This window comes from Pseudoalteromonas lipolytica (genome assembly GCF_001306915.1).
GTDB classification, from domain to species: Bacteria; Pseudomonadota; Gammaproteobacteria; order Enterobacterales; family Alteromonadaceae; genus Pseudoalteromonas; species Pseudoalteromonas simplex.
On the sequence record NZ_LJTC01000007.1, the window covers coordinates 149,303 to 173,261 of the forward strand.

A 23,959-nucleotide genomic window follows, 5' to 3' on the forward strand; every position below is an offset into this window, starting at 1 on the left:
TATGGATTTTGAATTTATTCGCCCTGCCCTACTTTGGTTGTTAATCCCCGCGCTGATTATTTTTAGTGTGCTGTTGGTACGCAACAAAAAAAGCGCCCCCGCTGATTTAATTGCGCCCCATTTGGCGCAGTTTGTAATGAGCGACAATCATAAAAAACAAAGCCAACCGCTTTGGCTAGTTGCGGTGTTTACCCTGTTAGCCATCGTTTTTTCAGCAGGTCCAAGCTTTGAGAAAAAACAAGTTCCCGTGTTTCAAGCAAAGAATGCGCGAGTTATTGTGATGGATATGTCGTACTCCATGTTCAGTACCGACATAGCACCAAGCCGATTAGTTCAAGCTCGATTTAAAGCACTTGATATGATTGAGCTTTTCAAAGAAGGTGATACGGCATTGGTCGCTTATGCAGGCTCTGCATTTACTATTTCGCCGCTAACCAATGACGCAAGCACGTTGGCTAACCTTATCCCAAGCCTGAGCCCAGATATCATGCCGAGCAAAGGTTCGAATGTTATTGAAGGCCTAGAAAAAGCCGATGATTTACTTAAACAAGCTGGCTATTTAGATGGTGATATTATTTTAGTCACCGATGGGGTTGATAGCCTAGATCAAGAAGATATTAGCCGCTTTACCGCTCAGTCTAATTATCGCTTAAATGTCTACGGCGTTGGCACAGAGCAAGGTGCGCCGATTAAGCTACCAGAAGGTGGCTTTTTAAAAGACATTCAAGGACAGATTGTTATTCCGACGCTTAATGTTAGCCGCTTAAGTTCGCTTGCACGTAATAGCGGTGGCAAATTCGCACTGTATCAAACCAGTAATCAGGATATTCAAACATTTGCCCCCACTGCCAATGCAGAAGTACTCAAAGATGAGAAACAAAGCCAAGCATTATGGCGAGTTGATGCCGGTATTTACGGCCTGATTATTTTATTGCCGTTAGCGCTCTTTTTAATTCGTCGTAGCAGCCTAGTGCTTGGCTTTTTGTTTGTTATGCTCCTACCTCAGCAACAGGTTTACGCCGCTGAATTACCAGACGTATTTAAAAACCAAGACCAACGTGCTCTTGATGCCTATCAGCAAAATCAATTTGAACAAGCCGCCCAAGCACAAAACACGCAATTAAAAGGCGCTGCTCTTTATCAGCAAGGTAATTACCAAGCGGCCATGGATGCGTTTAGTGAAGATAAATCGGCGACGGGTTTGTACAACTACGGAAATGCCCTTGCTAAGGCAGGTGAGCTAGAACAAGCCATAGAAGCATATAAGCAAGCCCAACAGCTTAAAAATGACTTCACTGAGGCAAAAGAAAACCAAGCCCTCGTTGAACAGCTATTGCAGCAGCAAGAGCAACAACAGCAACAAGATCAACAGCAAAACAACGATCAACAAAACTCTGATGGCCAGCAAGATAACCAGCAAAAGCAACAGGGTGAAAATTCACAGCAAGGTGAAAACTCAGAGCAGAGTGAGCAGCAAGATGGCCAACAACCGTCAGAGCAAGGTGAGCAATCAGATCAAAAAGGTGAGCAAAGCGAGTCTAATAGTGACCAGCAAAACAAACCTGAAATGGAATCACAAGCAGACACGTCGTCACAATCAGGAGAACAACAGCCAGAGCAAGCTCCTGAGCAACAACAGGCCCAGCCACAGCCATCGCAAAGTGATGAACAAGCTAAACAGCAAGCAGAGCAACAAGCCATGCAGGCACAAGCTGCTGAACTGACTAATGAAGAGAAAGAAAAAGCCCAGCAACTTAACCAGCTGCTGCGCAAAGTTCCCGATGATCCTGCGATCTTATTAAGAAATAAAATGCAATTAGAAGCACAAAAACGAAACTATCAACGTCGTCCACGAGGAGCCGAAAAATCATGGTAATGCGATTATTATGTTGTTTATTGCTAATCGCGGCAGCGCCGCTTTGGGCTGCCACCCAGCTACAGGCAAGTGTTGATAAAAACCCTGTCCTTGCTGGTGAGTTTTTTGTTTTAACCATCTCAGCAGACGACTCTATTAACAGCGAACAACCAGACACTTCGGTGCTATTAAAAGACTTTGTTGTTGGGCCAACCAGTGTTAGCTCGCGCACTAATATTATTAATGGTGAAATCAGTAAGCAAACTAACTGGTCTGTAAAGCTGATGACCCGCAAAGAAGGCACTTATACCATCCCTGCCTTTACTGTTGCCGGTGTCAGTTCAAAACCGATTGAGCTAACGGTAGCTAAGCGCAGTCAAACCTCAGAACAAAATAAAGAAGCCTTCATTAAAACAAGCATCAAGCCAACTAGCTTATACGTGCAAGAAGCCGGTGTTTATACGGTTAAATTGTATTTAGACAACAACAAAGAATTGCTGGATGGCAACTTAACTACGCCAGAAATGGAAAACGCTGAGCTAACCCCAATTAACAAACAATCTGAAGACTATGAGTTAATTGATGGCAAACGCTATTTAGTGATCACCCGTGAGTACTTAGTGCAGCCACAAAAAAGTGGCGTAAATACTATTACGGCACCTGTGTTCAATGGCCGTATTCGTCAAAACTATCGCCAAATGGCTGTCTCAGCGATGGGCGAAGATGTTGATGTTGAAATCAAGCCAATCCCAGATAACTACACAGGTGCATGGCTACCAAGCGAACTGGTTAACCTTGATGAGCAATGGCAACCAAAAGACGACACCGTTGAAGTTGGCACCCCTATCACTCGCACCATTACTTTAACTGCATTGGGGGTTACTAAAGAGCAACTTCCTGATATCGATATGCCACAGGTGCAAGGCTTTAGAAGCTACCCTGATGAAAAAGAGAGTAACCATCTGGTACGTGATGGCCGTGTTATTTCTCAGCAAACAGCTTCTTATGCTTTATTACCGCAAACACCAGGCACTTACACATTGCCTGAAATAAAGCTGCCTTGGTTTAATACTAAAATCAATCGTATTAGCTACGCAACCATACCTGCTCGTACATTAACAGTTGTGCCAAGTACAAACCCACTCACACCAACAGCTCCTGCTATCGCAGAGCCGCAAACCGCAAGCTCTAATGAGCTGGGTGATACGCCAACTAATATGCAAACGGTCACAAAAGTAACGACCCCTATGTGGCTTATTATCGTGGCAGTGGTCGGCTATGGACTTTGGCTAATCACCTTAGTGCTTTACTTTAAAAAGCGTCCTCAGCAACCGACAGCTGAGCCATTACCTACCAGTGGTTCATCAGCATCGTTAAATGAGCTTAAGCAGTTTGCAAAACAAAACAATAACTCTGGGTTTTATAACGCATTAAACCACTACGCAAAACAACAGACTGGTAAAAATGCTGCGGCCATCGAATGTTTACTAGCATCACTGAAAAACACACAACTTAATGATGAAATTGCTAAATTACGCACTAAACTTTATAGTTCAGCCGATGAACAGGTTGATTTAAGTTTAATCGTCAGCTTGCTAAGCCAAGCCGCAAAGCAAACTAAATCAACAAGTAATGACACTGAATTAAAGAATCTTTATGATTAACTATTAACCTAAATAGTTGAAAATAAACGGCTAATCTTGAGTTAGCCGTTTTTTTAAGAAAAAAATAATAATCTCAGAAAGTTTTTTTCTGATAGGCAGGTCTTAGTTACTATGACAGAAAAACAAAAGCGATATGAAGCGCTGGTTCATGTCTACCACAGTGAGCTTTTTCGCTTTGCGTATTGGTTGTGTCGTGATCAGAACATTGCTGAAGACTTAGTGCAGGAAACCTTCCTGAGGGCTTGGCGTGCCTTGGATTCACTGCAAGACCAACAAGCAGTTAAACCTTGGCTGTTGACTATTTTGCGCCGCGAGAATGCACGCCGTTTTGAACGTAAACAATTTGATTACGCCGATGTTGAAAACGACACCCTTGTAGATGAACAAAGTTCAACCCTTGATGCTGAAATGGAACAAACAGTGATTCAACGACAAATAGGAAAGTTATCACAAGAATATCGAGAACCATTGCTGCTGCAAGTGGTAATGGGTTGCTCTGGCGATGAAATCGCCGAGATCCTCGATTTAAATAAAAATACTGTCATGACACGACTTTTTCGTGCCAGAAACCAGCTTAAAGAGGCTTTAAGCAGTGATGATGACCAACTTAGAGGAGCATCAAATTAATGGATGAACTCGAGTTTCGCCGCCGCATCCTCGCCGAGCCAAGCACTATTGATAAGGAACTTGAAGCGTTTGCCGAGCAGGACACAGATAAACAGGCGTTTATTGATGATGTACGTGCCTTTGACGATGAACTAAGCAAAGCACTTAACATCCCCGTGCCTGAAAATTTAGCACAGCGAATTATTGATAATACATATAGTTCTGAAGCAGAAAGCGCTGAGCAACCGCTAGACACCATTGTTGAGGCTAAGTCACGCTTTGCCTTTAATCGACTGTATTTAGCCGCTGCAGCGTCGTTTTTAGTGGCTATTAGTGTGTTCTTTGTCACTAACAAACAACATACGTTATACAGTGTGGGTGAGCATGCCTTTGCGCACCTTTACCATGAAATTGGCTCGCTAGATAAACATGAAGCAATAGATCTTGCTTCGGTAAACGAAAAGTTTGCCACCATTGGCGGTCACTTAGATGAGCTTCCAGGTAAAGTAACCTATTTAATGTTTTGTGATTTTCAGGGTAAAAAAGGCCTACACTTGGTATTTGAGTCAGATTTTGGCCCAATGACGGTATTCATTGTGCCTTCTGACGAGCAACCATTTGGCACCGGCTCTGATGATTTCAATGATGAGCGTTTCGCAGGCTACATCAACCGAGGCGATCGGGCTGATACTATCTTAATCGCGAGTATTGGTGCGCCACTTGATAGCTACAATAGCATGATCAATGACGCCATTCGCTGGCTGCATTAATACCTACTCGTAGTAACACATATTACAGGCATAAAAAAACCGCAGTCACTGCGGTTTTTTATCGCTATAAAGCAAGTTACTTACAAACGTCTGCTACTGCATTTGCAAAGTAATCAATGTTTGCATCACTGATACCAGCTACGTTTACACGGCTAGAACCAACAATGTAGATTGAGTACTCTTTTTGTAAGCGCTCGATTTGCTCTTTATTAATACCTAGGAATGAGAACATACCATTTTGACGGTCAATAAATGAGAAGTCTTGCTCAATGCCTTTCGCAGCTAAGCTTTCTTTGATTAAAGTGCGCAAACCATTAATACGATTACGCATTTCATCAAGCTCGTCATGCCACATTTGCGTCAGCTCAGTGCTACCTAAAATCGTGCTAACAATATCAGCACCGTGAGCTGGCGGCATTGAGTAGATGCTACGTACAACGCTTAATAATACAGAGTTAGAGATATCAGCAGTCGCTGCATCTTTAGCAATGATTGAACATGCACCAATACGCTCGCGGTATAGACCGAAGTTTTTCGAACAAGAAGAACAGATGATTAGCTCATCTACCGCTGCTGCTAATTTACGAAGACCCGCTGCGTCTTCTTCAAGGCTTGAACCAAAACCTTGGTAAGCAATATCAACCAGTGGCGTGAAACCAACTTCAACAGCAAGATCTGCAACTGTGCTCCATTGCTCAGCATTTAAATCCATACCGCTTGGGTTGTGACAACATGCGTGGAATAACACCACATCACCTTTAGGCACTTGCTTAAGGGTATTAATCATGTCATCAAATAAAAGGTCTTTATTTTCATAATCGTAGTAAGGGTATTCTTTTACTGTTAAGCCCGCCGCTTCAAATAAGCTGATGTGGTTTGCCCACGTTGGCGTAGTTACCCATACTGTCGCATCTTTGTTGCAACGTTTGATAAATTCTGCTGCAACACGTAATGCACCTGTACCACCTGGTGCTTGTGCCGTGCGAACACGATTAGCTAAAAGTGCTGGATGCTCACCCAGTAATAAGTTTTCCATTTTTTGGCAGTAATCTAGGTTACCTGCCAAGCCAATGTACGATTTACTGGTTTCGTTTTCTAAACGAAACGCTTCCGCTTTTTTAACCGCTTTTAATACCGGCGTATTGCCTTGCTCATCCTTATAAACACCTACACCCAAATCGATTTTCTTTGGGTTTGTATCTTGTTTAAAGGCCGCCATTAGGCCAAGAATAGGATCTGTTGGTAATGGTTTTAATTCTGAGAACATTGACTATCTCTTTTTATAGGGGTTAGCGTTGCCACTAGCTTAACATAAAAACCCAGCCTGATTACTAGTTAAATTAGACCAAGAGTTGAGGAATTTTAATACAACAAGCCACAAGTAATGCGAGGGTCTGCTGATCAAAGAAATCATTATTAAATGCTTCCGCATCTATAATACCTAAGCATTCATTTTTGTCTGATAATAATGGTAAACAAGTCTCAGCTTTCACCTTAGGATCGCAGGTATAATACTCACCACCTTGTGCAAGGTAATCGGCTACGTTATTGATCACACGCCCTTGTTTAGAAAGCGCAACTTGAACATTGTTACTGCCTTTAGCAAATGCTTCAGTTAGCGGGAATAATGGACGGCTCGGTGCACCATGATAAACCAGCTTTAATAACTGAGAACCTTCATTAGTCTCTGTCGCTTGATAAATACCAAACCAATCAACGTGAGTTTGGGCAACAACAAAATCGATAATTTGTTGAAGCTTAGCCAGTTTTTCAGTATTGGTAGCATCATCGGCAACATAATCATTTAATTTGAATGGTTCATCTTGTAAGTAGCCAAACAAGCTACACGCACCACCCTCGCCTAGCTCAGGAATTTGATACTCCCAACGAACTGCTGGTAAAACTGACTGTGCAAAGTAATGTTCAAGGTTTGATAATTGCTCAGCAACCAAGCTTTCTGGTAAATCAAGTTGAGCAGTCGATAAGTAGTTAGAAATCATTTAGCCATCCAAACATCTATAATGCCAGAATGATAACATGCGATTTTACTGTGAGCTAGTACTGCTTGCTGTTAATTGATAATAAATTTCGACCTGATTGCCAGCACTATTAAATGTGACGCCAGTCGCAATTTCGCTCAGCAAACATAAACCTCTGCCATGCTCTCGCACTAAGTTTTGTTGCTCAGAATCTTGTTTGTTAAATCCATGTCCCGAGTCACAAATTGTAAAATACAAAGCATACTCTTCAGGGCTATAGCGGATATCAATGATAATTAATGCATCGGTTAAATTAGCTAATGCTTTTTCTCGTTGTTGATAATAAATTAAAAAACCATCGTCATGATTTTTCACATCAGAGTCTAGTCCTAAAACACCGTGATCAAGCGCATTATTATAAGCCTCAGATAAGATAAGAAAAATATTGGCTCGGTGAGCGTTTAAACCTGGTACCCGACTGATCACATTAACAACCTCTAAAACAGGATCAGTGCTTTTAATCTGCTTTGAATTTAAGCTTAAAGAGAAGTTAAATGGCAATTCAGAATAAGGTTCTACCATTTGTTCAGGCTCAGGTACCGGCAAACAATTTAACAACACTAAACTTAAATCGTCTTGCTGCTCGTTACCTTGTGCAAAACGCTTAACTCTTTCGAGCACTTGATGACAGGAAATGTTATCTCTAGAGGCAAGCACATCTTTAAACCGTTTTTCTCCAAAATAAACTTCTCTTGGATTAATCGTTTCAATAATTCCGTCAGTCGCCATAACGATTCGTGATGTAGTTTCAACCTCTGTATGGATCAAAGCGCGTTCAAATTCATCATCCTCTAAAATTCCCAACGCCATATGTTGAGATTCTAATGTACGAATTATATTTCCCTGCTGATCGATGATATAGGTGTCTGGCAGGCCACCTAACCATGCAGAAACACTTTTACCTGTATTGCTAAGCTCTAGAATAGTTGCCGCACAAAACATATGCCCAGGTAATAACTTCGCCAATACTGAGTTAATCTCAGCTGCAATGTCACTTACCGACATGCCCTTACTTACCATCGTATAAAAGACTCTAGATGCCGGTAATGCACCAACAGCAGCAGCTAAGCCATGACCAGTAAAGTCTCCTAGCATACAATACAAGCTGCCAATTGGACTTTGCCCAACCAAGAACATGTCGCCATTAAACATAGCGGCAGGCGATAAATGAAAATCTAAATGGGTAGGGAATGACTGTTGGTTTTCAAGCGCGTTATTAAAAATGTGCTCGACAATTTCATGCTCACGTTCAACTTGATTTTGATGGTACTCAAGTTGTAAATTCTGCTCTCTTGCTTTTTGACTTAGATTGCGAATGCGGCTGTGTGCTTTAATTTTCGCATTTAAGATTACCTCTTGGAATGGCTTGTGTAAAAAGTCATCCCCACCGACCGCTAAGCAGCGTTCAAAACTTGCTTCGTCTTCTAAAGAGGTTATAAAAATAATAGGTAAGTAAACTTGGCTGTAGCGCTCTTTTATAATTGCAGCTGTTTCAAAGCCATCCATCACTGGCATAATGACATCAAGCAGTACGATGTCTATCTTTTGCTCGTCAAGAAGACTTAAAGCAACAAGTCCATTTTCGGCAGTGAAAACCCGGTAGCCTTGTTGCTCTAACATCACAGTTAATAAACGACGATTTAGCTCTAAATCATCGACTACTAATATATTAAGCATCAATCGATATCAAATTTTTTATCAAAACGAGATATTTGTAAGATTTTCTTTAATTGAGGCTGACAGTTACTTATTTGTATTGTATCAACTTTGCCCGTTAGGTTTTTTTTCATATTGAGCAACATACCTAATGCTGAACTGTCCATATAATCAGTTTCTCTAAGGTCAATAACGACTTTATTGATATTGCTGTTTAAGTCGGCGTATGCCTGACGAAAAGATTGCACCAAATTAAAATCAAACTTTCCTTTTATCTGTACGGTTAAAATAGCGCCATCAGCAGATGTACTGCGCGTCAAACTCATAATAAACTCCTATTTAACAAATCTTTCCGAAGACTTATCTAAATATAACTGCTTAGAACAAATAAGCCAAAAAATAAAACACTTAGGATTAAATTTGTTATCATTTATCTAAGCTTCTACAACGAGATCCACTATGAGCGAAAATAATCTAGTTTACTCAACTTCTACAGGGCGCATTGAACAACCCAAAGAAAGTAAACCTGCACAAAGTAAAATGTTTAAAGATGGTTTTTTACGAATCGAACGCCAAACAAAAGGACGCAAAGGTAAAGGTGTGATGTTAGTGGTTGGTATTGATAGCCAACAACATGACTTAAAAAAATTAGCCAAAACCATTAAAAGTAAGATGGGTCAAGGCGGTGCAGTAAAAGAGGGTATCATCGAAGTTCAAGGTGATGACAGAGATAAGCTAAAAGCGATTCTCGAAGCGCTGAAATTCAAAGTAAAAATAGCAGGGGGTTAACTTCCCCCCTACTTTATTAATCATTCTTGATTAAATCTAGTGACTGTAAATGCTCATATAACTTAGGTAATTCAGCCTCACTCACAGGCGGACTGAAGTAATACCCTTGCACAACAAAGCAGTTATTATTTTGTAAAAACTCAATTTGCTCTTTAGTTTCGACCCCTTCAGCAACAACGTTAAGCTTAAGTTTTTGTGCCATTGCGATAATCGCAGCAGTGATCTCCATATCATTACTGTCTTCAGGGATATCTTTCACAAAAGAGCGGTCAACTTTTAAAATATCGACTGGGAAGCGTTTCAAATAACTCAGTGACGAGTATCCGGTACCAAAATCATCAATTGAAATTGAAACGCCAAGTGCTTTTAGTTGATGCAGTTGTAAGATCGCCGCCTCAACATGTCCCATTAACATACTTTCAGTCAATTCTAAGTGAATGCGTTTTGGTTCAACACCTGTTTGCTTGATGATTTTATCAAGCGTCGACACCAAATTAGCATCTTTAAATTGACGTGCTGATAAGTTGATTGAAATATTATTTTTTAAGTCTTGGCTTGCTAAACGTGCAGCAAACTCACACGCTTCTTGCAATATCCACGCTCCAAGCTCAACAATCAAACCTGTAGCTTCAGCAATAGGAATGAATTTAGTTGGCGGTATCATGCCTTCATTTGGATGGAACCACCGTATGAGTGCTTCATAGCCAACAACTTGATTCTTGCGACAATCTACTTGTGGCTGATAGTAAACCTGGAACTGCCCCTCACGAATACCTGTACGTAACTCATTTTCAATAAACAAGCGTTCATTGGCAGCAGCATTAAGCTCTTGGCTATAAAAGTGGTAAGTATTACGCCCTTTCGCTTTTGCTTCATACATAGCAAGGTCAGCATGCTTCAGTAGCTGATCTTCCTCTTGGCTATCAAATGGTGCCATCGTGATACCAATACTGGCACTAATTATCACTTCATTGTTACCTAGTTTGATAGGCTCATTAAGAGTACGTTGAATGGTATTCGCCACTTCCATGGCGTGAGTTTGATGCTCAATACCACTTAACAGGACTGCGAACTCATCACCACCTAAACGTGCAATGGTATCTTCGGTGCGTAAACGCTTTTTCAAACGATTAGCAACTTCAACCAATAACTGATCGCCTGCATCGTGACCAAGCGTATCGTTGATACGCTTAAATTCATCTAAGTCAAAGTAAAATAAAGCAAATGCATAATGACCACGTTCAGCAAGTGCCATAGACTTGCGTAGCTGCATTCTAAAGAAAGTACGGTTTGCAAGCCCTGTTAATGTATCAAAATAGGCAAGCTGTTCCATTTTTCGCTGACTTTCTTTCACAAACGAAATATCTTGAGCTGAAGCCACGTAACTGGTGATTTCCCCCCCTTCTTCGCGGATTGGAGAAATACTCAATGAAACCCATACAGATTGACGCTCATTACCCTGTAATAAAGTATCTCCTCGCCAATAGTTACGGCTACGTAGGTCGATATCAATATCGTCAACTAAAATCGCCATTTCTTGAGAGATAATATTCATCAATGGTGAGCCAATAAAGTGGCGTTCCTCGAAACCCGTCATCTCAACCATTTTCGGGTTCACGTATTTGATTTCAAAGTCTTGATTAGTGATCACAACGCCTGTGCCTGAGAAGGCAACCGCTTTGGATAATCGGTTCGCTGCTTTTTCAGCTATTTCTTTTTCGCTAATGCGCTGATTTAGACCATCGATTAATTTACGAATTTCTATTGCCATGTCTCTAAAAGAGCCATTAAGCGTGCCTATTTCGTCTTTGTTCACTTTAGGAAATTCAGTTTGAAATTGCCCTTTGCCAAAACTAACAACCGCATTTACCAAAGAGTGAATACGACGCAGTACTAATTGATAAAGTGCTTGATGCAATAACAAAGCAACTAAAATAGCGTACAGGATAAACAAGCCAAAGAACTTTACTTTTAGCTCTTCAAGCGCAGAAAGTGCCGACGAGCGCTTTTTATAAATACCAATATACCAATTAAGGTTCTCGACTTTGCGGATATTGATAATATGGGTTTCACCATCTTGTACAAATGAATTTGCAGACTCTGGTAATTTTAAGCGAATGGTTTCAGACACTAATTTTTGTAGATCAGGATTAACAAAATCTTCAGTCAGCAACTTTTTACCTTCACGGCCATATTGCTCAAGCGTTGTTTTATCTAAATCAGGATGAGCTAAGAGCTGACCTTTCGCATCAAACACTAATAAATGTTGCTCACGATCGCCAATAGGCAGCTGTGCCAATAAGGTTTCAAGCGCAATATCACTACCAGTGACACCAAAAAATTCGTTATCAAGATAGATTGGCACAAGCACGCTTACTACCCACTTATGCCAAATAGTATCGTAATACACCTTTGACCATACAGCTTCTCGGCTCGGGTTTGTTGCAGCTTGTGCGTAATTAAATGTCTCGCCTTTGGTAAAGTCAAAATCGCCCGGTACATTGAGCGCCCAATTAGGTGGAGCAATACGTATAAAGTTATCTTTAGTGATTAAATAAAAATTAAAAAAGTCTTGGATAAGCGTTGGTGAGACAATTTTCCATAGCGACTCAGAATCGTTAATCAGCTGCTTATAAAAATTAGAGTACTGGTCTTGTGGAATAAATGAAGCTGATAAACCATCCTCAGAAGTGCTGCGAATACTGCCATCAACTGCAAACTTTATATCTGCGCTGCGGTTATTTTGTAGATGTGACTCATTATGCAGTAGCTGACTACTAACGACATTGTTAGCTTGCTCTGCAATATTTATTTTGGTGTTAATTAAGCGATTGAATTGACGACTCAAGCGTTCACTCGAATGCTTTAAAAGTTCGTGCTCTTCAAAAACAAGCTGTTTTTCTTCTGATTTAAGCATTAAAGCTGCAGCGCAAATACCTGCAATTAAACAAATAGCAGAGATTAACAGCGACAATTTCATACTTAATGAATTCACCCCAAACCGGGATGGCGGTCGTCGATACACCACAGGACTACCTTATTAATAATTGTTATTATTTATTATGCAAAAACAAATATACCAGATTCATTTTTAGATTTATAAATTTTTTATGAAGATTAATGAAATTTCTGAGGAATCTTTCGCTTTGTCCAAAATAGCATGTTTATGCAGTTGACTTTACATAGAAGTATTTTTACATTAGTCCAATGAAACAAAATATCTCTCGCACTTATTTTTCTTTTTTTAGCTTCTTTAGATAGAGGAGGCTTAACTGTTTGCGAGATAATTTCACCGAATAGCTAAAGCCTCCCTCTTGGGAGGCTTTTTTGTTTGTGCACTGTTTTGGAATGAGGAAACCAACATGAGCATTGATACATTAAATGCGTTACGACACGATATAAATGAAATCGACTCCGACTTACTTGTGTTACTGGCTAAAAGACGCCGTATAAGCCACAGCGTAGTCGAATATAAAATAGCCAATAACAAACCAATTCGTGATGAAGCTCGCGAACAAGCACTACTGGAAAAACTAATCAGTTATGGTAAGTCGCTAGGTCTTGACGCTTACTACATTAATAATGTGTTTCAAACTATTCTTGAAGATTCAGTTTTAAACCAGCAAGCCATGCTGCAAAAGAACCTCAACCCAGAAGCTATGAGCGAAAGCCATCGTGTTGCGTATTTGGGTGGGCAAGGCTCATATAGCCAACTAGCCTGCCATAAATATTTTAGCCGCCGCCCTGGCAAAGTGATTGAAATGGGTTGCTCTAGCTTTGAACAGATCACTGGTAAAGTTGAAAGTGGACAGGCTGATTTTGGCTTACTGCCAATTGAAAACACCAGCTCAGGAAGTATCAATGAAGTATTCGACTTATTACAACACGCACAAGTATCAATTGTAGGTGAAGTAACCCATAGCGTTGAGCACTGTTTATTAGCAATGCCAGGTACTGAGCTATCTCATATCAATAAAATTTTTGCTCATCCACAACCTTTTGCTCAATGTAGCCGTTTCATTCAAGGGCTAGGTGACATTCAACATGAAACCTGTGATTCAACCTTCCACGCATTGCAATCTGCGGTTGAAACAGCAAATAGCGCCGCTATCGGCTCAGCTCAAGCTGGCAAAAATGTTGGTTTAGAAGTAATTAAGTCAGGCCTTGCAAACCAAAGCGAAAACCACAGCCGCTTTATTGTTGTCGCCCGTAAGCCGCTACAAGTATCGAAACAAATTCCGACCAAAACCAGTTTAATCATGGCGACTAAACAACAAGCAGGTTCATTGGCTGATGCTTTAATGATTTTTAAACATCACCAAATTAACCTAGTAAAACTAGAATCTCGCCCCGTACCAGGAAATCCGTGGGAAGAAGTGTTTTATGTTGACCTCGAAGCAAACCTTGATGACTTACATGTTAAGCAAGCGCTTGAAGAGCTGAAAGAACACACTCAGTACACACGTGTATTAGGCTGTTACCAAAGTGAGTCTTTGCAGGCTGTTAGTGTGTAATAGCCTGCCTAGATATGACTAATGAAAAGGAGTCTGTCGACTCCTTTTTCGTATAATTTCATCTTATATACTTGCACCCATAGCCCTGTCTAAGCATAATCTTGAAAACAATTTGAAATTGGATCTTTCATGAATTGGTTAGCAGAATTAGCAACTAAAAGAACACCTTGGTTATTACTAGCGTTTATTTCACTCGCATTTGAAGTCACAGCATTGTTTTTTCAATACAACATGGGCCTTGAGCCATGCATCATGTGTATTTATCAGCGCACCGCTGTTTTAGGCTTACTTGCAGCGGGTGTGATTGGTGCGATTAACCCAAAAAGTATGGTTGTTCGCTTACTCGCATTTGCCACTTGGGGTATCTCAGCAATTTGGGGTTACTTTATTGCTAAAGAACACATTGCAATGCAAAACAATACCGACCCGTTTGCATTTAGCTGTGCATTTGAACCTAACTTCCCAAGTTTTATGCCTTTGCATGAATGGATCCCTAGCTTCTTTGCTGCCACTGGTGATTGTGGCAATATCGATTGGCAGTTTGCTTCAATGAGCATGCCGGCATGGATGGAAGTGATTTTTGCAGCATTTTCAGTGGTATTTGTGGCTGTTTTAGTTAGCCGATTAGTGAGCAAAAAGTCGCTATAATGATTTATTTTTTTACTAGCCAAATCCCTACTTTAAAAAACTTTAAAGTAAGGCAACGCCAGCAGATTATTGCTCTTGCTTTAGCTCATTTAAGCCCGAGCAAAAAGATCATTTTATCGGTATGTAAGCTTGCCTTTTTAGCGCCATTATTTTTAGGTTTAGCTTACTTTGAAGGGTGGATGCTTATTCCTTGGTTGTTGTTAGCAGGTTTAAGTTACCCTCTTATCACAACACCTATCGAAAACATGTTCGCGTTAGCGCATTTAGACAAGGCTATCAATGAATTTAAACAGGGCGAATAACGCCCTGTATAGGTGATAACCTGCTATTTATAGTGTAATTTTCCCCTCAAGTTTAGCGAATAGCTTATCACCAATTCCTTTTACTTCTTTTAATTGTTCTAGCGACTTAAACGAGCCTTGCTTGGTGCGATGCTCGACAATCGCTTTCGCTTTTGATTCACCAATACCCGGTAATTGAGTTAGCTGCTCAATGCTGGCTTTATTAATACTCAGCTTTTGCATTTTAACTTGTGTTGCTTTGGTTGGTGTTTCGGCTGATACCTGTGTAGCAGGTAGTAATGCAAGAGTAGCGGCAAGTAAAATACTTGATAGTAATTTCATAATTTCCTCCATGACGCCCTTGTTTGGACTGATAGTTAGCGATTACCCAACACTCACTCCATCGCTTGTGTTTAACTTTGGGTAACATTTTAAATAAAGCTAATACACAAAGTATTGTCAAATTTACTAAATAAAAATTTTCTCAAGTTACTTGCAAAGTAAGGCTCGAAGCATTACTGTATATAAAAACAGTAATCTTAGCAGCGATTTTACGCTGCAATGCCAGGCTTAAATGCAGGAGAAATCATGGCTGTTGTTGTTAAATATGTTGTAGAAAGAAACGGAGTCGAGCGCATGACGTTTACTACTAAGAAAGAAGCTGATGCGTATGACAAAATGCTCGACATTGCTGAGTCATTAGAACTTATGCTTGAAAAAGTTGATGTACCATTAAGCGAGCAACAAATTGAGTCACTGGCGCTTGAAATGGCAAAAGAAAAAGACCAATTTATGGCGGTACTTAAAGGTGCAAAAGACGCTCCAGCTAAACCTAAAAAAGCAAAGTCAGACGATAACGTTGCTGATATAAAAGAAAAAGCGGCAAGCTAAACGCAAATTTAGATCATAAAAAAAGGGCAACATCCGTTGCCCTTTTTTGTGTTTAATTATCCGTTGCCCTTTTTTGTGTTTAATCAAAAACTACAATGACGATTCAACTTCATCAAATAAGTCTGTAATTTCTTTTTTTGGCTCAGCCGTCATAAGGCTAACAACAACTATGGCTATTGTTGATAAAATAAAGCCAGGGACAATCTCATAAATGATTGCACTTAGTGCTTGGCCATCAATAGTAATTGGCGCGTATATCCAAAACAGCACTGTTGCTGCACCAACAACCATGCCACTAATAGCCCCTTGTAAGTTCATGCGTTTCCAGTAAAGGCTCAGTAGCACCAGTGGACCAAATGCTGCGCCGAAACCAGCCCATGCATTACTTACTAAGTCTAAAATAGAGCTATTACGGTCATAAGCTAGGTAAATAGCAAATAAGGCAACTAAGATAACACTAATACGACCAACTAAAACCAGCTCTTTTTGAGATGCACTACGGTTTAAGTAAATTTTGTAGAAATCCTCAGTTAGAGAGCTTGAACACACTAACAACTGTGAAGAGATAGTACTCATAATTGCCGCTAAAATTGCTGCCAATAAGAAACCGGCAATTAAAGGATGGAAGATAAGCTCAGACAACACTAAGAAAATAGTTTCTTTATCATCAATAGGCATTTGGTTTTCAAGCATATAAGCAGCACCAAATAGACCAGTTAGCACAGCTCCAATTGCTGATAGCGTCATCCACGACATACCCACACGACGCATGGTTGGCATATCTTTCACTGAACGTACAGACATAAAACGCACAATAATATGTGGCTGACCAAAATAACCAAGGCCCCATGCCATTGCTGAAATAATCGCTATAGTCGAACCACCTGCAAACCAATCCATCATATTAAGTGCATGTATTTCTGATTCTTTTGGTGAGCTTAATAATAAGTCATAGCGTGCATTGGCAAGTGTATCCATAACTGGCTGATCAAGCATGGTAAACGTCGCAATTGGCACAGCCAGCAGCGAGATAAACATGATACAACCTTGTACAAAGTCAGTCAGGCTCACGGCTAAGAAGCCACCAAACAAGGTATATAACACGACGACACCTGTTGTGATGTATAGACCCATTTCGTAGCTCATATTAAATGAGTTTTCGAACAACTTACCACCTGCAACAACACCTGATGAGGTATATAAAGTAAAGAAAACAATGATTACAATCGCAGAGATAACACGCAGAATATTCTTATTATCATCAAAGCGGTTTGCGAAGTAATCAGGAATGGTGATTGAGTCATTCGCCTTTTCTGTGTAAACACGCAAGCGAGGCGCGACTAAGAAGTAGTTAGCCCAAGCACCGAGTACTAGACCAATGGCAATCCAAACCTTACTTAAACCAAACAAGTACATTGCACCTGGTAGGCCCATTAGCAGCCAACCACTCATGTCAGATGCGCCAGCTGAAAGCGCAGCAACACTTGGTGATAAATTACGACCACCTAGCATATAGCCTGATACATCGTCGGTAGATTGCTTATAAGCATATAGCCCAATCCCCAACATGACGATGAAGTACAATGCTAACGAAATTATCATTCCTGTTTCCAAATTAGCCTCCAAAAGTTGTTTAATGTTGGCTTTTAATCCGAATAATGACTCGCAAGTTATTTAATTTAAAGACATTATTGGGGTAAAAACCTATATCATCCACGACTATATCATGCTTACCCCCCTTAACTCCAATCAAGCAGATAAATGACAAAGCTCAATTTTTCAACTTTTATCTAACATTTTTCTTATATTTAATCGCAAGTTATAGAATTTATCTGCAAATTATCCTAGTCTTTAATTCTTAATAAAATAATAACTTTTCCTCGCAAATGAACATTTAGCTAATGCTATTTCAGGCACAATGCAATATATTGCGAGAAGTAAATGAATTAACAGATGTGGACATGTTTGGACTATGTATTTTTACGCTGCACGCCAACCTATTTTAGACAGGGATAAAAAACTAATTGGCTACGAGCTTTTATTTCGAGATGGCGTAGACAATGTTTTTCCTGATATTGATGGCGATGAAGCAACGTCACGACTTATTGAAGGCAGCCAATTTAATTTTGGTTTAGAGGATTTAACGGATAACAAACCTGCTTATATCAACTTTACTCTAGAAACCTTGCAAAAGGGTTATCCACTTTTACTTGGTAAAGAGCAGGTGGTAGTAGAGATATTAGAAACAATCCAACCAGGTAAACGCCTACTGGCATTAGTTAAAGATCTAAAAGAAAAAGGCTATATACTTGCACTTGATGATTACATTCACCAACCTGTATGGCGACACTTTTATCCTTACATCGATATTATTAAGATTGACTTTCTAACTTGTGATGTAGACTCAATAAAAGCGATCATCGAGGCTATTAAGCCGTATCCACACATAAAGTTGCTTGCTGAGAAAGTTGAAACATACGAAAAGTATCAGCTTGCCCTAGAAATGGGCTTTAGCTACTTCCAAGGGTTTTTCTTTTCAAAACCTGAGATGGTACAAAGCAAAACTTTGCCGCCATCAGAGATGGCTCTTGCCGAGCTTCTATACGAAACATCGAGTATTGATCTAAACCTCAGAAAAATCACTGAGGTGTTTGAACGTGACGTTAACTTATCTTATAAGTTGCTACGCTACTCAAACTCAGCGGCCTTTAAACGTCGCGCTGAAATCAGCACAATTAAACAAGCGCTTATTGTATTAGGAAGTGAAGAAATTAAACGTTTCTTATCACTTTTATTTGCAGCGCAAGTCGCAGCAGATAAGCCAGCCGAACTAATTCGCCTTTCATTGACCCGTGCTCGGTTTGCTGAATTATTGGCAATCAGCCACGGCAAAATGCGAGATACTGGTATGGCATTTTTAACGGGTATGATGTCGTTAATGGATGCAATCCTCGACGAAGATATGCCAAGTGTAATGAACAAGTTACCGCTGACTATTGAAATTAAAGATGCGCTACTCAAAGATGAAGGCTTATTAGCAACGTATTTAAAGCTGGTAAAATTTTATGAGCAAGCAAATTGGGAAAAAGCGAAAGAAATCCAACAACAACTTGGACTTAAACCTGAAGAAGTACCTGACGCTTACCATGATGCATTGAGTTGGTCTAATGACCAAATGAGTGTGTTTGGGGACTGATGAATACCCATCCCTTAACGATATAAAAATGCCAGCAATTGCTGGCATTTTTATTTAACACTTTTAAAGATTTTCTAAGAAGTCTTCGTCAAAGTCATCAGGCTCTTTTTCTAGTGGCGGATTACCATCATGTAGCTCATATAATTGGCGCTGGAAGTAAATATCTTTCATAAAGATATAAGGGTCTAGCGACTCATTTAATAGGCTCTCTTGTGGCATTAATGAAGCACGGGCTTCAACCGCTTTAAGTGCAAACACTAATATTGTTTGAGGTGTTGTTAGTGTTATTTCAGGTAATACGAAATTATCAACAACATCACCAGTTAAGTTTCGTGCGGTACTTGGTCCCATACCAGGGATCATCAAGTAAGCACCATCACCCACTCCCCATACACCAAGAGTTTGGCCAAAATCTTCATCGACAATTTCTAAGCCCAGCGATGAAGCAACATCAAAAAAACCGAGTAGACCTACTGTAGAGTTCACTAAAAAGCGCGCTAAGCTAATACCCATATTACCAGGCTTACCCTGCAGACCAGCATTGACCATATCCGTTGGTGCGGTGATGTTATCGGTAAAATTAACAACACTGCGTCTCACCGGTGTTGGCGTTACTGTAACGTAGCCAACAGCTGCTGGGCGAAGAATATAGGCGTCAAGCACGTCCATATTAAAATCATACATAGGACGGTTAAACGACTGTAACGGATCTCGCTCATCCGCTTTTTCTTCGGGTATTTGTGCGCATCCTGCAAGCACTACAAAAAAGATAAAAAATATACTGTGCCTAAACATCGGCTATCCTTACGGTATTAACTCATTAATTAGCAACGCGTACTCTTTAACGTTCGCACGTTCTAAAATACCCGACTTGCCTTCCAACTCGCCGCTAGAAGTTACCACAGTTGCATCTTTTGATAAACGCGCAGTTAAAATAATTTTATCGACACTTGATAAATTCAGACCTTCAACCATGGCATTCGAATCACTCAATGTCACTGTTAGCGGAAAGCTGTATTCCGTCATTTTTACCACGGCTAATGGCATCTGTGGGCCACTGGCTGCTTTTGCAAAAACAAACAAGGTGCCGTTTTGTGGCTGCGAATCTGCTAGAGCTGAGTCTAAATCAACTGTGATGCGAATTTCACTGTGTGAAGCCTCTGCAATTTCTGTATTTGTAACTTGCTGCTGATTATTTAAGTGAGCATCAATTTCAGCAATACGCTCTGCAATCATGCTATAACGCGGATCATTTTGCTGCATACTTGCAAGCAGTACTTCAAACGCAGTTTTAGCTTGCAGCCAATCCTTGCGCTCATAAGCAATCAGAGCTAACAATGAGATTGCATCAATATTAGTCGGCTCTGCTTTTAACACTCTCGATAACATCGTTGCTGCACGTGACATATTCGCATCACTGCCTTCCATTAGCAGAACTTGCGAATAGCTGATCAGCACTTGCTTGTTATCCGGGTTCATTTTTAGCACTTTATCAAATGACTGCATCGCCATATCAAATTCATTTAATGACATCGCAACACGACCTAGCAGCATCCACGCCACTTCATCATCACCACTTTGATCAAGCTTAGTACGCAATGCTAAAGCAAATGCTTGCAACTCATTCGGTGTCAATGGCTCACCATCTTGCATTACGGCACGTTCACCATACGACTTAAGGTTTGCCATCGCGTCATGCCAGCCTTTTATTTGCTGCTGACTACCCGTGTAACCGTAAAAGATAGCCGTTAAAACAATTAAAAAGCCAGCGCCAGTAAGGGCAAAAATACGGTTGTTACCTTTACTATTTAGCGCTTTTTCTGGAGACAGCTCATTGAGCAAACGACGTTTTTGTTCGATAACTGATTCGTCGTGCATTTGTGCATCAATACGTTGGTTATCTAAGTCTGTTTTAAGCTCATCTAAACGTTGATGATAAATTCGGATTAACTCCGAGTTTGCATTGTGATCAAGGCGTTGAATACGTTCGCGTTTAAAAAAAGGAACGACAACAAATAGCAATGCAACCAGCGTGAGTAAAACAAAAGAAGCCCACATTAATGCCATCTAGCTTTGCTCCTGACGTTGATTTTGTTCAATTAACTTTGCAAGTAGTGCCTCGTCTTGCTCTGTCCATGTTTGTTTTACCGATGCCTTACGTTGGCGTAAAACAATAAACCCAAAGCCAAGTACCACAATCAATACTGGCAATACCCATAATACTAAGGTTGCGGGTGTTACGGGTGGATCGTAATGTACGAAGTAGCCATAACGGTCAATCATATATTCGATGACTTCATCTTTAGTTTTGCCATCTTTTACCAGCGCTAACACTTTGTCGCGCAAGTCTTTGGCTACAACTGCGTCTGAGTCGGCAATGTTTTGGTTTTGACATTTAGGGCAACGCAGCTCTTTGGTAAGCTCACTGAAGCGTACAGCTTGCTCTTTGTCATCAAATTGATATTTGTCTTGCTCTGCAAATGCACTAAACGTGATAAGCAAACTTGCTAAAAAAATCACGAGTCTCATTACTGTAACTCCTGCATTAACGGTGCGAATTTGGCTCGCCACACACGCGGATTAATATCGCCGGTATGGTGCAGCAAAATGGTGCCTTGCTTATCAACTAAGAAGGTCTCTGGCGCGCCAGACACCCCTAAATCAAGGGCTAATGTGCGCTTTAAATCTAAGATATTGAATTGATATGGGTCGCCAGCACGATTAAGCATACTGGTAACGTCTTCGCGTAGTGCGTTAATATCAAACTGGCCATCAAAGTCAGGGTCGTAGCCTTGCTCGTAGTATAAGCCAACAATCTTAACGCCCTGCTCTCTAAGCTCAGTTAAATAGCCTAACTCAGCTAAACAGGTCGGGCACCATGTGCCCCACACATTGAGTAAGTAAACTTCACCTTTTAAATCACTATCTGTCCAACGCGTTGACTCATCCATCAAGTCTGGCAAGTTGAAAACTGGCATAGCCTGCCCAATACGCCCAGTTTGCAGCTCACGCGGGTTAGCAAACAAGCCTTGATATAAAAACACACACAGTAAAACGAAAACCAGTAAAGGTGCTAGTGCGAGTAGTTTACGGTTCATGCTGATGCCTCCTGCTTAGTCGATTTTTGGCGATAGCGTTTATCACCAAGCACTAAAAAGCCTGCCAGTGAAATCAAGATACCACCGAGCCACATCCAACGAACATAAGGCTTATGGTAAATACGTAACGACCACGCACCTTGGCTTAATTGCTCACCTAGCGCTAAATACAAATCACGCGTAAAGCCTGCATCAACAGCCGCTTCAGTCATAAATTGCATACCAATGTCATAACGGCGTTTTTCAGCATGTAAAACGGTTACTTGTTTATCATTTTTCAGCACAGTGACAACACCAGCATGGCCGCTATAGTTTGCGCCGCGGATAGACTTAACACCATCAAAACGGTACTGATATTCATTTAAAGCCACAGTATCACCCGGCTTCATTGATACATCACGCTCTACTGAATAAGCAGAGGTTAACGTTACACCTGCAATCACGAACGCTAAACCAACGTGGCCTAAAACCATCGCCCAATAGCTTAGCCCTAAACGTTTAAAGCCTTCGCCTAAGGTTTTGTGAATAGTTACTTTTGCCGCTAAATCAACCAGAGTAGTAACAACAATCCATACCGCTAGCGCAGTTGCAATAAAGGTAATTGGCGCAATTACATCGTAACTTGAATATAACCACGCTGCCGTAGCCACGAGACTGACAACAGCCGATAGTGCAAATTTGTTTTGCAACATTGACCATTTATTTTGTTTCCAGCGTAACAGCGGACCCATACCCATTAAAATAGCAAACGGTACCAGTAAAATAGCAAACATCTTATTGAAGAAGGGCTCACCAATCGAAATGCTACCTAAGCCAAGTTCTTTGTGGATCATTGGCAGTAATGTACCTAGCAATACAATCAGTGTTGCCACAACTAAGAAAATATTATTTAACCAAAGCGCAACTTCACGTGAGGCAAACTTATAACGGCCTTCACTTTTCACCTGCGAAACACGCAGTGCATAAAGCGATAAACCACCACCAACTACAATGGCTAAGAAAGCTAAAATAAACATACCGCGGTTAGGATCTGAGGCAAAAGCATGCACAGATACAATGATACCCGAGCGAACAATAAAGGTACCCAGTAAGCTTAACGAGAATGCTGCAATAGCCAGTAATACGGTCCACGACTTAAATACACCACGCTTTTCGGTGGTTGATAATGAGTGCAGCAATGCGGTTGCCACAAGCCATGGCATTAATGATGCGTTTTCAACGGGATCCCAGAACCACCAGCCACCCCAGCCAAGTTCTGAGTATGCCCACCAACTACCAATGGTAATACCGAGTGTTAAAAAGCCCCATGCTGTCATAGTCCAAGGACGAGACCACTTAGCCCAAGTATTATCAAGCTTACCTGTAAGTAACGCTGCAATAGCAAATGAGAACGACACAGATAAACCCACATAGCCCATATAAAGCAATGGCGGGTGAATGATCATACCTGGGTCTTGCAATAACGGATTTAAATCGCGACCTTCAACAGGGAAATACGGTAATAAGCGCTCAAATGGGCTCGACATTAATAAGGTGTACAGCATAAAGCCAACACCTAAAAAGCCTAGTACACCCAGTACACGAGCACGTAATACCCAAGGTAATGATTGCGAACGCATAGCGACAACTGCTGTCCAACCCGCTTGCATTACTAACCAGAGTAAAATTGCCCCTTCATGACCACCCCATGTCGAGGTTATTTTGTAGTACCAAGGTAAGGTGCTACTTGAGTGATAAGCAACATACGAAACAGTAAAGTCGTCGGTTAAACTGGCATAAACAAGTGCAGCAAAAGACAGAAGTACAAATACGAATTGTCCAATTGCCAGTGATGGGGCGGCACGCATTAAACGTAAATTGCCGGTATGCGCGCCCCATAAAGGAAAAATACACAATAGAACACTTAGCACCATGGCCAGTGTTAAAGAAAAATAACCGAGTTCTGGGATCAT

At 40.8% G+C, this 23,959-nt stretch carries 21 protein-coding genes and 1 pseudogene; 10 read left to right on the top strand and 12 right to left on the bottom strand.

Annotated features, from left to right (window positions below):
• Position 1 precedes the first annotated feature (1 nt).
• The 4 genes and pseudogenes from AOG27_RS11835 (at position 2) to AOG27_RS11850 (ending at position 4,895) form a co-directional block, all read left to right on the top strand.
• The gene (locus AOG27_RS11835) at positions 2 to 1,876 is read left to right on the top strand and encodes a vWA domain-containing protein (RefSeq protein ID WP_054553223.1); all 1,875 of its coding nucleotides are present in this window, start codon (positions 2 to 4) and stop codon (positions 1,874 to 1,876) included.
• Positions 1,870 to 3,519 (top strand): BatD family protein, encoded by a 1,650-nt coding sequence (locus tag AOG27_RS11840; RefSeq protein ID WP_054553224.1) that lies wholly within the window; start codon positions 1,870 to 1,872, stop codon positions 3,517 to 3,519. Before AOG27_RS11835 ends, AOG27_RS11840 begins: the two co-directional genes overlap by 7 nt.
• Before the next feature lie 78 nt (positions 3,520 to 3,597).
• Positions 3,598 to 4,146, top strand: a pseudogene (locus tag AOG27_RS11845) (sigma-70 family RNA polymerase sigma factor); the annotation flags it as partial.
• The gene (locus AOG27_RS11850) at positions 4,146 to 4,895 is read left to right on the top strand and encodes a DUF3379 family protein (protein WP_054553226.1); all 750 of its coding nucleotides are present in this window, start codon (positions 4,146 to 4,148) and stop codon (positions 4,893 to 4,895) included. The pseudogene AOG27_RS11845 and the gene AOG27_RS11850, both read left to right, overlap by 1 nt.
• Positions 4,896 to 4,971: 76 nt before the next feature.
• Here AOG27_RS11850 and AOG27_RS11855 read toward each other — a convergent pair whose 3' ends face one another.
• From AOG27_RS11855 to AOG27_RS11870, 4 genes are all read right to left on the bottom strand, one after another.
• On the bottom strand, positions 4,972 to 6,162 hold the full coding sequence (locus tag AOG27_RS11855) for an amino acid aminotransferase (RefSeq protein ID WP_054553227.1): 1,191 nt from the start codon (positions 6,160 to 6,162) through the stop codon (positions 4,972 to 4,974).
• A gap of 73 nt (positions 6,163 to 6,235) precedes the next feature.
• Positions 6,236 to 6,895 carry a GAF domain-containing protein gene (locus tag AOG27_RS11860; RefSeq protein ID WP_054553228.1) on the bottom strand — a complete coding sequence of 220 codons (660 nt, stop codon included), beginning with the start codon at positions 6,893 to 6,895 and terminating at the stop codon, positions 6,236 to 6,238.
• Positions 6,896 to 6,940: 45 nt separating this feature from the next.
• Positions 6,941 to 8,611, bottom strand: a complete 1,671-nt coding sequence (locus AOG27_RS11865) for an ATP-binding SpoIIE family protein phosphatase (protein ID WP_054553229.1) — start codon at positions 8,609 to 8,611, stop codon at positions 6,941 to 6,943.
• The gene (locus AOG27_RS11870; RefSeq protein WP_054553230.1) at positions 8,611 to 8,916 is read right to left on the bottom strand and encodes an STAS domain-containing protein; all 306 of its coding nucleotides are present in this window, start codon (positions 8,914 to 8,916) and stop codon (positions 8,611 to 8,613) included. Before AOG27_RS11870 ends, AOG27_RS11865 begins: the two co-directional genes overlap by 1 nt.
• A gap of 133 nt (positions 8,917 to 9,049) precedes the next feature.
• On the opposite strand from AOG27_RS11870, the gene AOG27_RS11875 reads away from it, so the two are divergent.
• The gene (locus AOG27_RS11875) at positions 9,050 to 9,379 is read left to right on the top strand and encodes a translation initiation factor (protein ID WP_054553231.1); all 330 of its coding nucleotides are present in this window, start codon (positions 9,050 to 9,052) and stop codon (positions 9,377 to 9,379) included.
• A 16-nt stretch (positions 9,380 to 9,395) separates the two neighbouring features.
• On the opposite strand, the gene AOG27_RS11880 is transcribed toward AOG27_RS11875, so the two are convergent.
• Positions 9,396 to 12,407, bottom strand: a complete 3,012-nt coding sequence (locus AOG27_RS11880; RefSeq protein WP_138618581.1) for an EAL domain-containing protein — start codon at positions 12,405 to 12,407, stop codon at positions 9,396 to 9,398.
• A 334-nt stretch (positions 12,408 to 12,741) separates the two neighbouring features.
• Between AOG27_RS11880 and AOG27_RS11885 the strand changes: the two genes are divergently transcribed.
• From AOG27_RS11885 to AOG27_RS11895, 3 genes are all read left to right on the top strand, one after another.
• Positions 12,742 to 13,893, top strand: coding sequence for a chorismate mutase (locus AOG27_RS11885; protein WP_054553232.1), 1,152 nt, complete (start codon positions 12,742 to 12,744; stop codon positions 13,891 to 13,893).
• A 129-nt stretch (positions 13,894 to 14,022) separates the two neighbouring features.
• A complete protein-coding gene (dsbB, locus tag AOG27_RS11890; RefSeq protein ID WP_054553233.1) occupies positions 14,023 to 14,541 on the top strand; it encodes a disulfide bond formation protein DsbB in 519 nt (172 codons plus the stop codon).
• Positions 14,541 to 14,843, top strand: a complete 303-nt coding sequence (locus tag AOG27_RS11895) for a DUF6170 family protein (RefSeq protein WP_054553234.1) — start codon at positions 14,541 to 14,543, stop codon at positions 14,841 to 14,843. Before dsbB ends, AOG27_RS11895 begins: the two co-directional genes overlap by 1 nt.
• A 27-nt stretch (positions 14,844 to 14,870) precedes the next feature.
• On the opposite strand, the gene AOG27_RS11900 is transcribed toward AOG27_RS11895, so the two are convergent.
• Complete coding sequence (locus tag AOG27_RS11900) at positions 14,871 to 15,164, bottom strand: ComEA family DNA-binding protein (RefSeq protein ID WP_054553235.1); 294 nt, start codon at positions 15,162 to 15,164, stop codon at positions 14,871 to 14,873.
• 246 nt (positions 15,165 to 15,410) lie between these two features.
• Between AOG27_RS11900 and AOG27_RS11905 the strand changes: the two genes are divergently transcribed.
• The gene (locus tag AOG27_RS11905; protein ID WP_054553324.1) at positions 15,411 to 15,713 is read left to right on the top strand and encodes a YebG family protein; all 303 of its coding nucleotides are present in this window, start codon (positions 15,411 to 15,413) and stop codon (positions 15,711 to 15,713) included.
• Between the two features lie 90 nt (positions 15,714 to 15,803).
• On the opposite strand, the gene putP is transcribed toward AOG27_RS11905, so the two are convergent.
• A complete protein-coding gene (putP, locus tag AOG27_RS11910) occupies positions 15,804 to 17,315 on the bottom strand; it encodes a sodium/proline symporter PutP (RefSeq protein WP_054553236.1) in 1,512 nt (503 codons plus the stop codon).
• A 370-nt stretch (positions 17,316 to 17,685) separates the two neighbouring features.
• On the opposite strand from putP, the gene AOG27_RS11915 reads away from it, so the two are divergent.
• Positions 17,686 to 18,909 carry an EAL and HDOD domain-containing protein gene (locus tag AOG27_RS11915; RefSeq protein ID WP_054553237.1) on the top strand — a complete coding sequence of 408 codons (1,224 nt, stop codon included), beginning with the start codon at positions 17,686 to 17,688 and terminating at the stop codon, positions 18,907 to 18,909.
• A gap of 63 nt (positions 18,910 to 18,972) precedes the next feature.
• Here the strand turns inward: AOG27_RS11915 and AOG27_RS11920 are convergent, their stop codons facing one another.
• From AOG27_RS11920 to AOG27_RS11940, 5 genes are read right to left on the bottom strand one after another with little or no spacing between them, the layout of a single operon-like run.
• Positions 18,973 to 19,704 (bottom strand): VacJ family lipoprotein, encoded by a 732-nt coding sequence (locus AOG27_RS11920; protein ID WP_054553238.1) that lies wholly within the window; start codon positions 19,702 to 19,704, stop codon positions 18,973 to 18,975.
• Between the two features lie 9 nt (positions 19,705 to 19,713).
• Positions 19,714 to 20,976: a c-type cytochrome biogenesis protein CcmI gene (gene ccmI, locus AOG27_RS11925; RefSeq protein WP_054553239.1), complete on the bottom strand. Its 1,263-nt coding sequence runs from the start codon at positions 20,974 to 20,976 to the stop codon at positions 19,714 to 19,716.
• The gene (locus AOG27_RS11930; protein WP_054553240.1) at positions 20,977 to 21,438 is read right to left on the bottom strand and encodes a cytochrome c-type biogenesis protein; all 462 of its coding nucleotides are present in this window, start codon (positions 21,436 to 21,438) and stop codon (positions 20,977 to 20,979) included.
• The gene (locus AOG27_RS11935; RefSeq protein WP_054553241.1) at positions 21,438 to 22,007 is read right to left on the bottom strand and encodes a DsbE family thiol:disulfide interchange protein; all 570 of its coding nucleotides are present in this window, start codon (positions 22,005 to 22,007) and stop codon (positions 21,438 to 21,440) included. The genes AOG27_RS11930 and AOG27_RS11935 overlap by 1 nt, the downstream gene beginning before the upstream one ends.
• Positions 22,004 to 23,959, bottom strand: coding sequence for a heme lyase CcmF/NrfE family subunit (locus AOG27_RS11940; RefSeq protein WP_054553242.1), 1,956 nt, complete (start codon positions 23,957 to 23,959; stop codon positions 22,004 to 22,006). The genes AOG27_RS11935 and AOG27_RS11940 overlap by 4 nt, the downstream gene beginning before the upstream one ends.

What these genes read in the sequence shown, in the direction of transcription:
- AOG27_RS11915 (WP_054553237.1), top strand. Translation starts at nt 17,686, where the DNA reads ATGTATTTTTACGCTGCACGCCAACCTATTTTAGACAGGGATAAAAAA.
- AOG27_RS11840 (WP_054553224.1), top strand. Translation starts at nt 1,870, where the DNA reads ATGGTAATGCGATTATTATGTTGTTTATTGCTAATCGCGGCAGCGCCG.
- AOG27_RS11940 (WP_054553242.1), bottom strand. Translation starts at nt 23,959, where the DNA reads ATGATCCCAGAACTCGGTTATTTTTCTTTAACACTGGCCATGGTGCTA.
- dsbB (WP_054553233.1), top strand. Translation starts at nt 14,023, where the DNA reads ATGAATTGGTTAGCAGAATTAGCAACTAAAAGAACACCTTGGTTATTA.
- AOG27_RS11905 (WP_054553324.1), top strand. Translation starts at nt 15,411, where the DNA reads ATGGCTGTTGTTGTTAAATATGTTGTAGAAAGAAACGGAGTCGAGCGC.
- AOG27_RS11870 (WP_054553230.1), bottom strand. Translation starts at nt 8,916, where the DNA reads ATGAGTTTGACGCGCAGTACATCTGCTGATGGCGCTATTTTAACCGTA.
- AOG27_RS11935 (WP_054553241.1), bottom strand. Translation starts at nt 22,007, where the DNA reads ATGAACCGTAAACTACTCGCACTAGCACCTTTACTGGTTTTCGTTTTA.
- AOG27_RS11860 (WP_054553228.1), bottom strand. Translation starts at nt 6,895, where the DNA reads ATGATTTCTAACTACTTATCGACTGCTCAACTTGATTTACCAGAAAGC.
- AOG27_RS11885 (WP_054553232.1), top strand. Translation starts at nt 12,742, where the DNA reads ATGAGCATTGATACATTAAATGCGTTACGACACGATATAAATGAAATC.
- AOG27_RS11900 (WP_054553235.1), bottom strand. Translation starts at nt 15,164, where the DNA reads ATGAAATTACTATCAAGTATTTTACTTGCCGCTACTCTTGCATTACTA.
- AOG27_RS11920 (WP_054553238.1), bottom strand. Translation starts at nt 19,704, where the DNA reads ATGTTTAGGCACAGTATATTTTTTATCTTTTTTGTAGTGCTTGCAGGA.
- AOG27_RS11930 (WP_054553240.1), bottom strand. Translation starts at nt 21,438, where the DNA reads ATGAGACTCGTGATTTTTTTAGCAAGTTTGCTTATCACGTTTAGTGCA.
- ccmI (WP_054553239.1), bottom strand. Translation starts at nt 20,976, where the DNA reads ATGGCATTAATGTGGGCTTCTTTTGTTTTACTCACGCTGGTTGCATTG.
- AOG27_RS11895 (WP_054553234.1), top strand. Translation starts at nt 14,541, where the DNA reads ATGATTTATTTTTTTACTAGCCAAATCCCTACTTTAAAAAACTTTAAA.
- putP (WP_054553236.1), bottom strand. Translation starts at nt 17,315, where the DNA reads ATGATAATTTCGTTAGCATTGTACTTCATCGTCATGTTGGGGATTGGG.
- AOG27_RS11835 (WP_054553223.1), top strand. Translation starts at nt 2, where the DNA reads ATGGATTTTGAATTTATTCGCCCTGCCCTACTTTGGTTGTTAATCCCC.
- AOG27_RS11850 (WP_054553226.1), top strand. Translation starts at nt 4,146, where the DNA reads ATGGATGAACTCGAGTTTCGCCGCCGCATCCTCGCCGAGCCAAGCACT.
- AOG27_RS11865 (WP_054553229.1), bottom strand. Translation starts at nt 8,611, where the DNA reads ATGCTTAATATATTAGTAGTCGATGATTTAGAGCTAAATCGTCGTTTA.
- AOG27_RS11875 (WP_054553231.1), top strand. Translation starts at nt 9,050, where the DNA reads ATGAGCGAAAATAATCTAGTTTACTCAACTTCTACAGGGCGCATTGAA.
- AOG27_RS11855 (WP_054553227.1), bottom strand. Translation starts at nt 6,162, where the DNA reads ATGTTCTCAGAATTAAAACCATTACCAACAGATCCTATTCTTGGCCTA.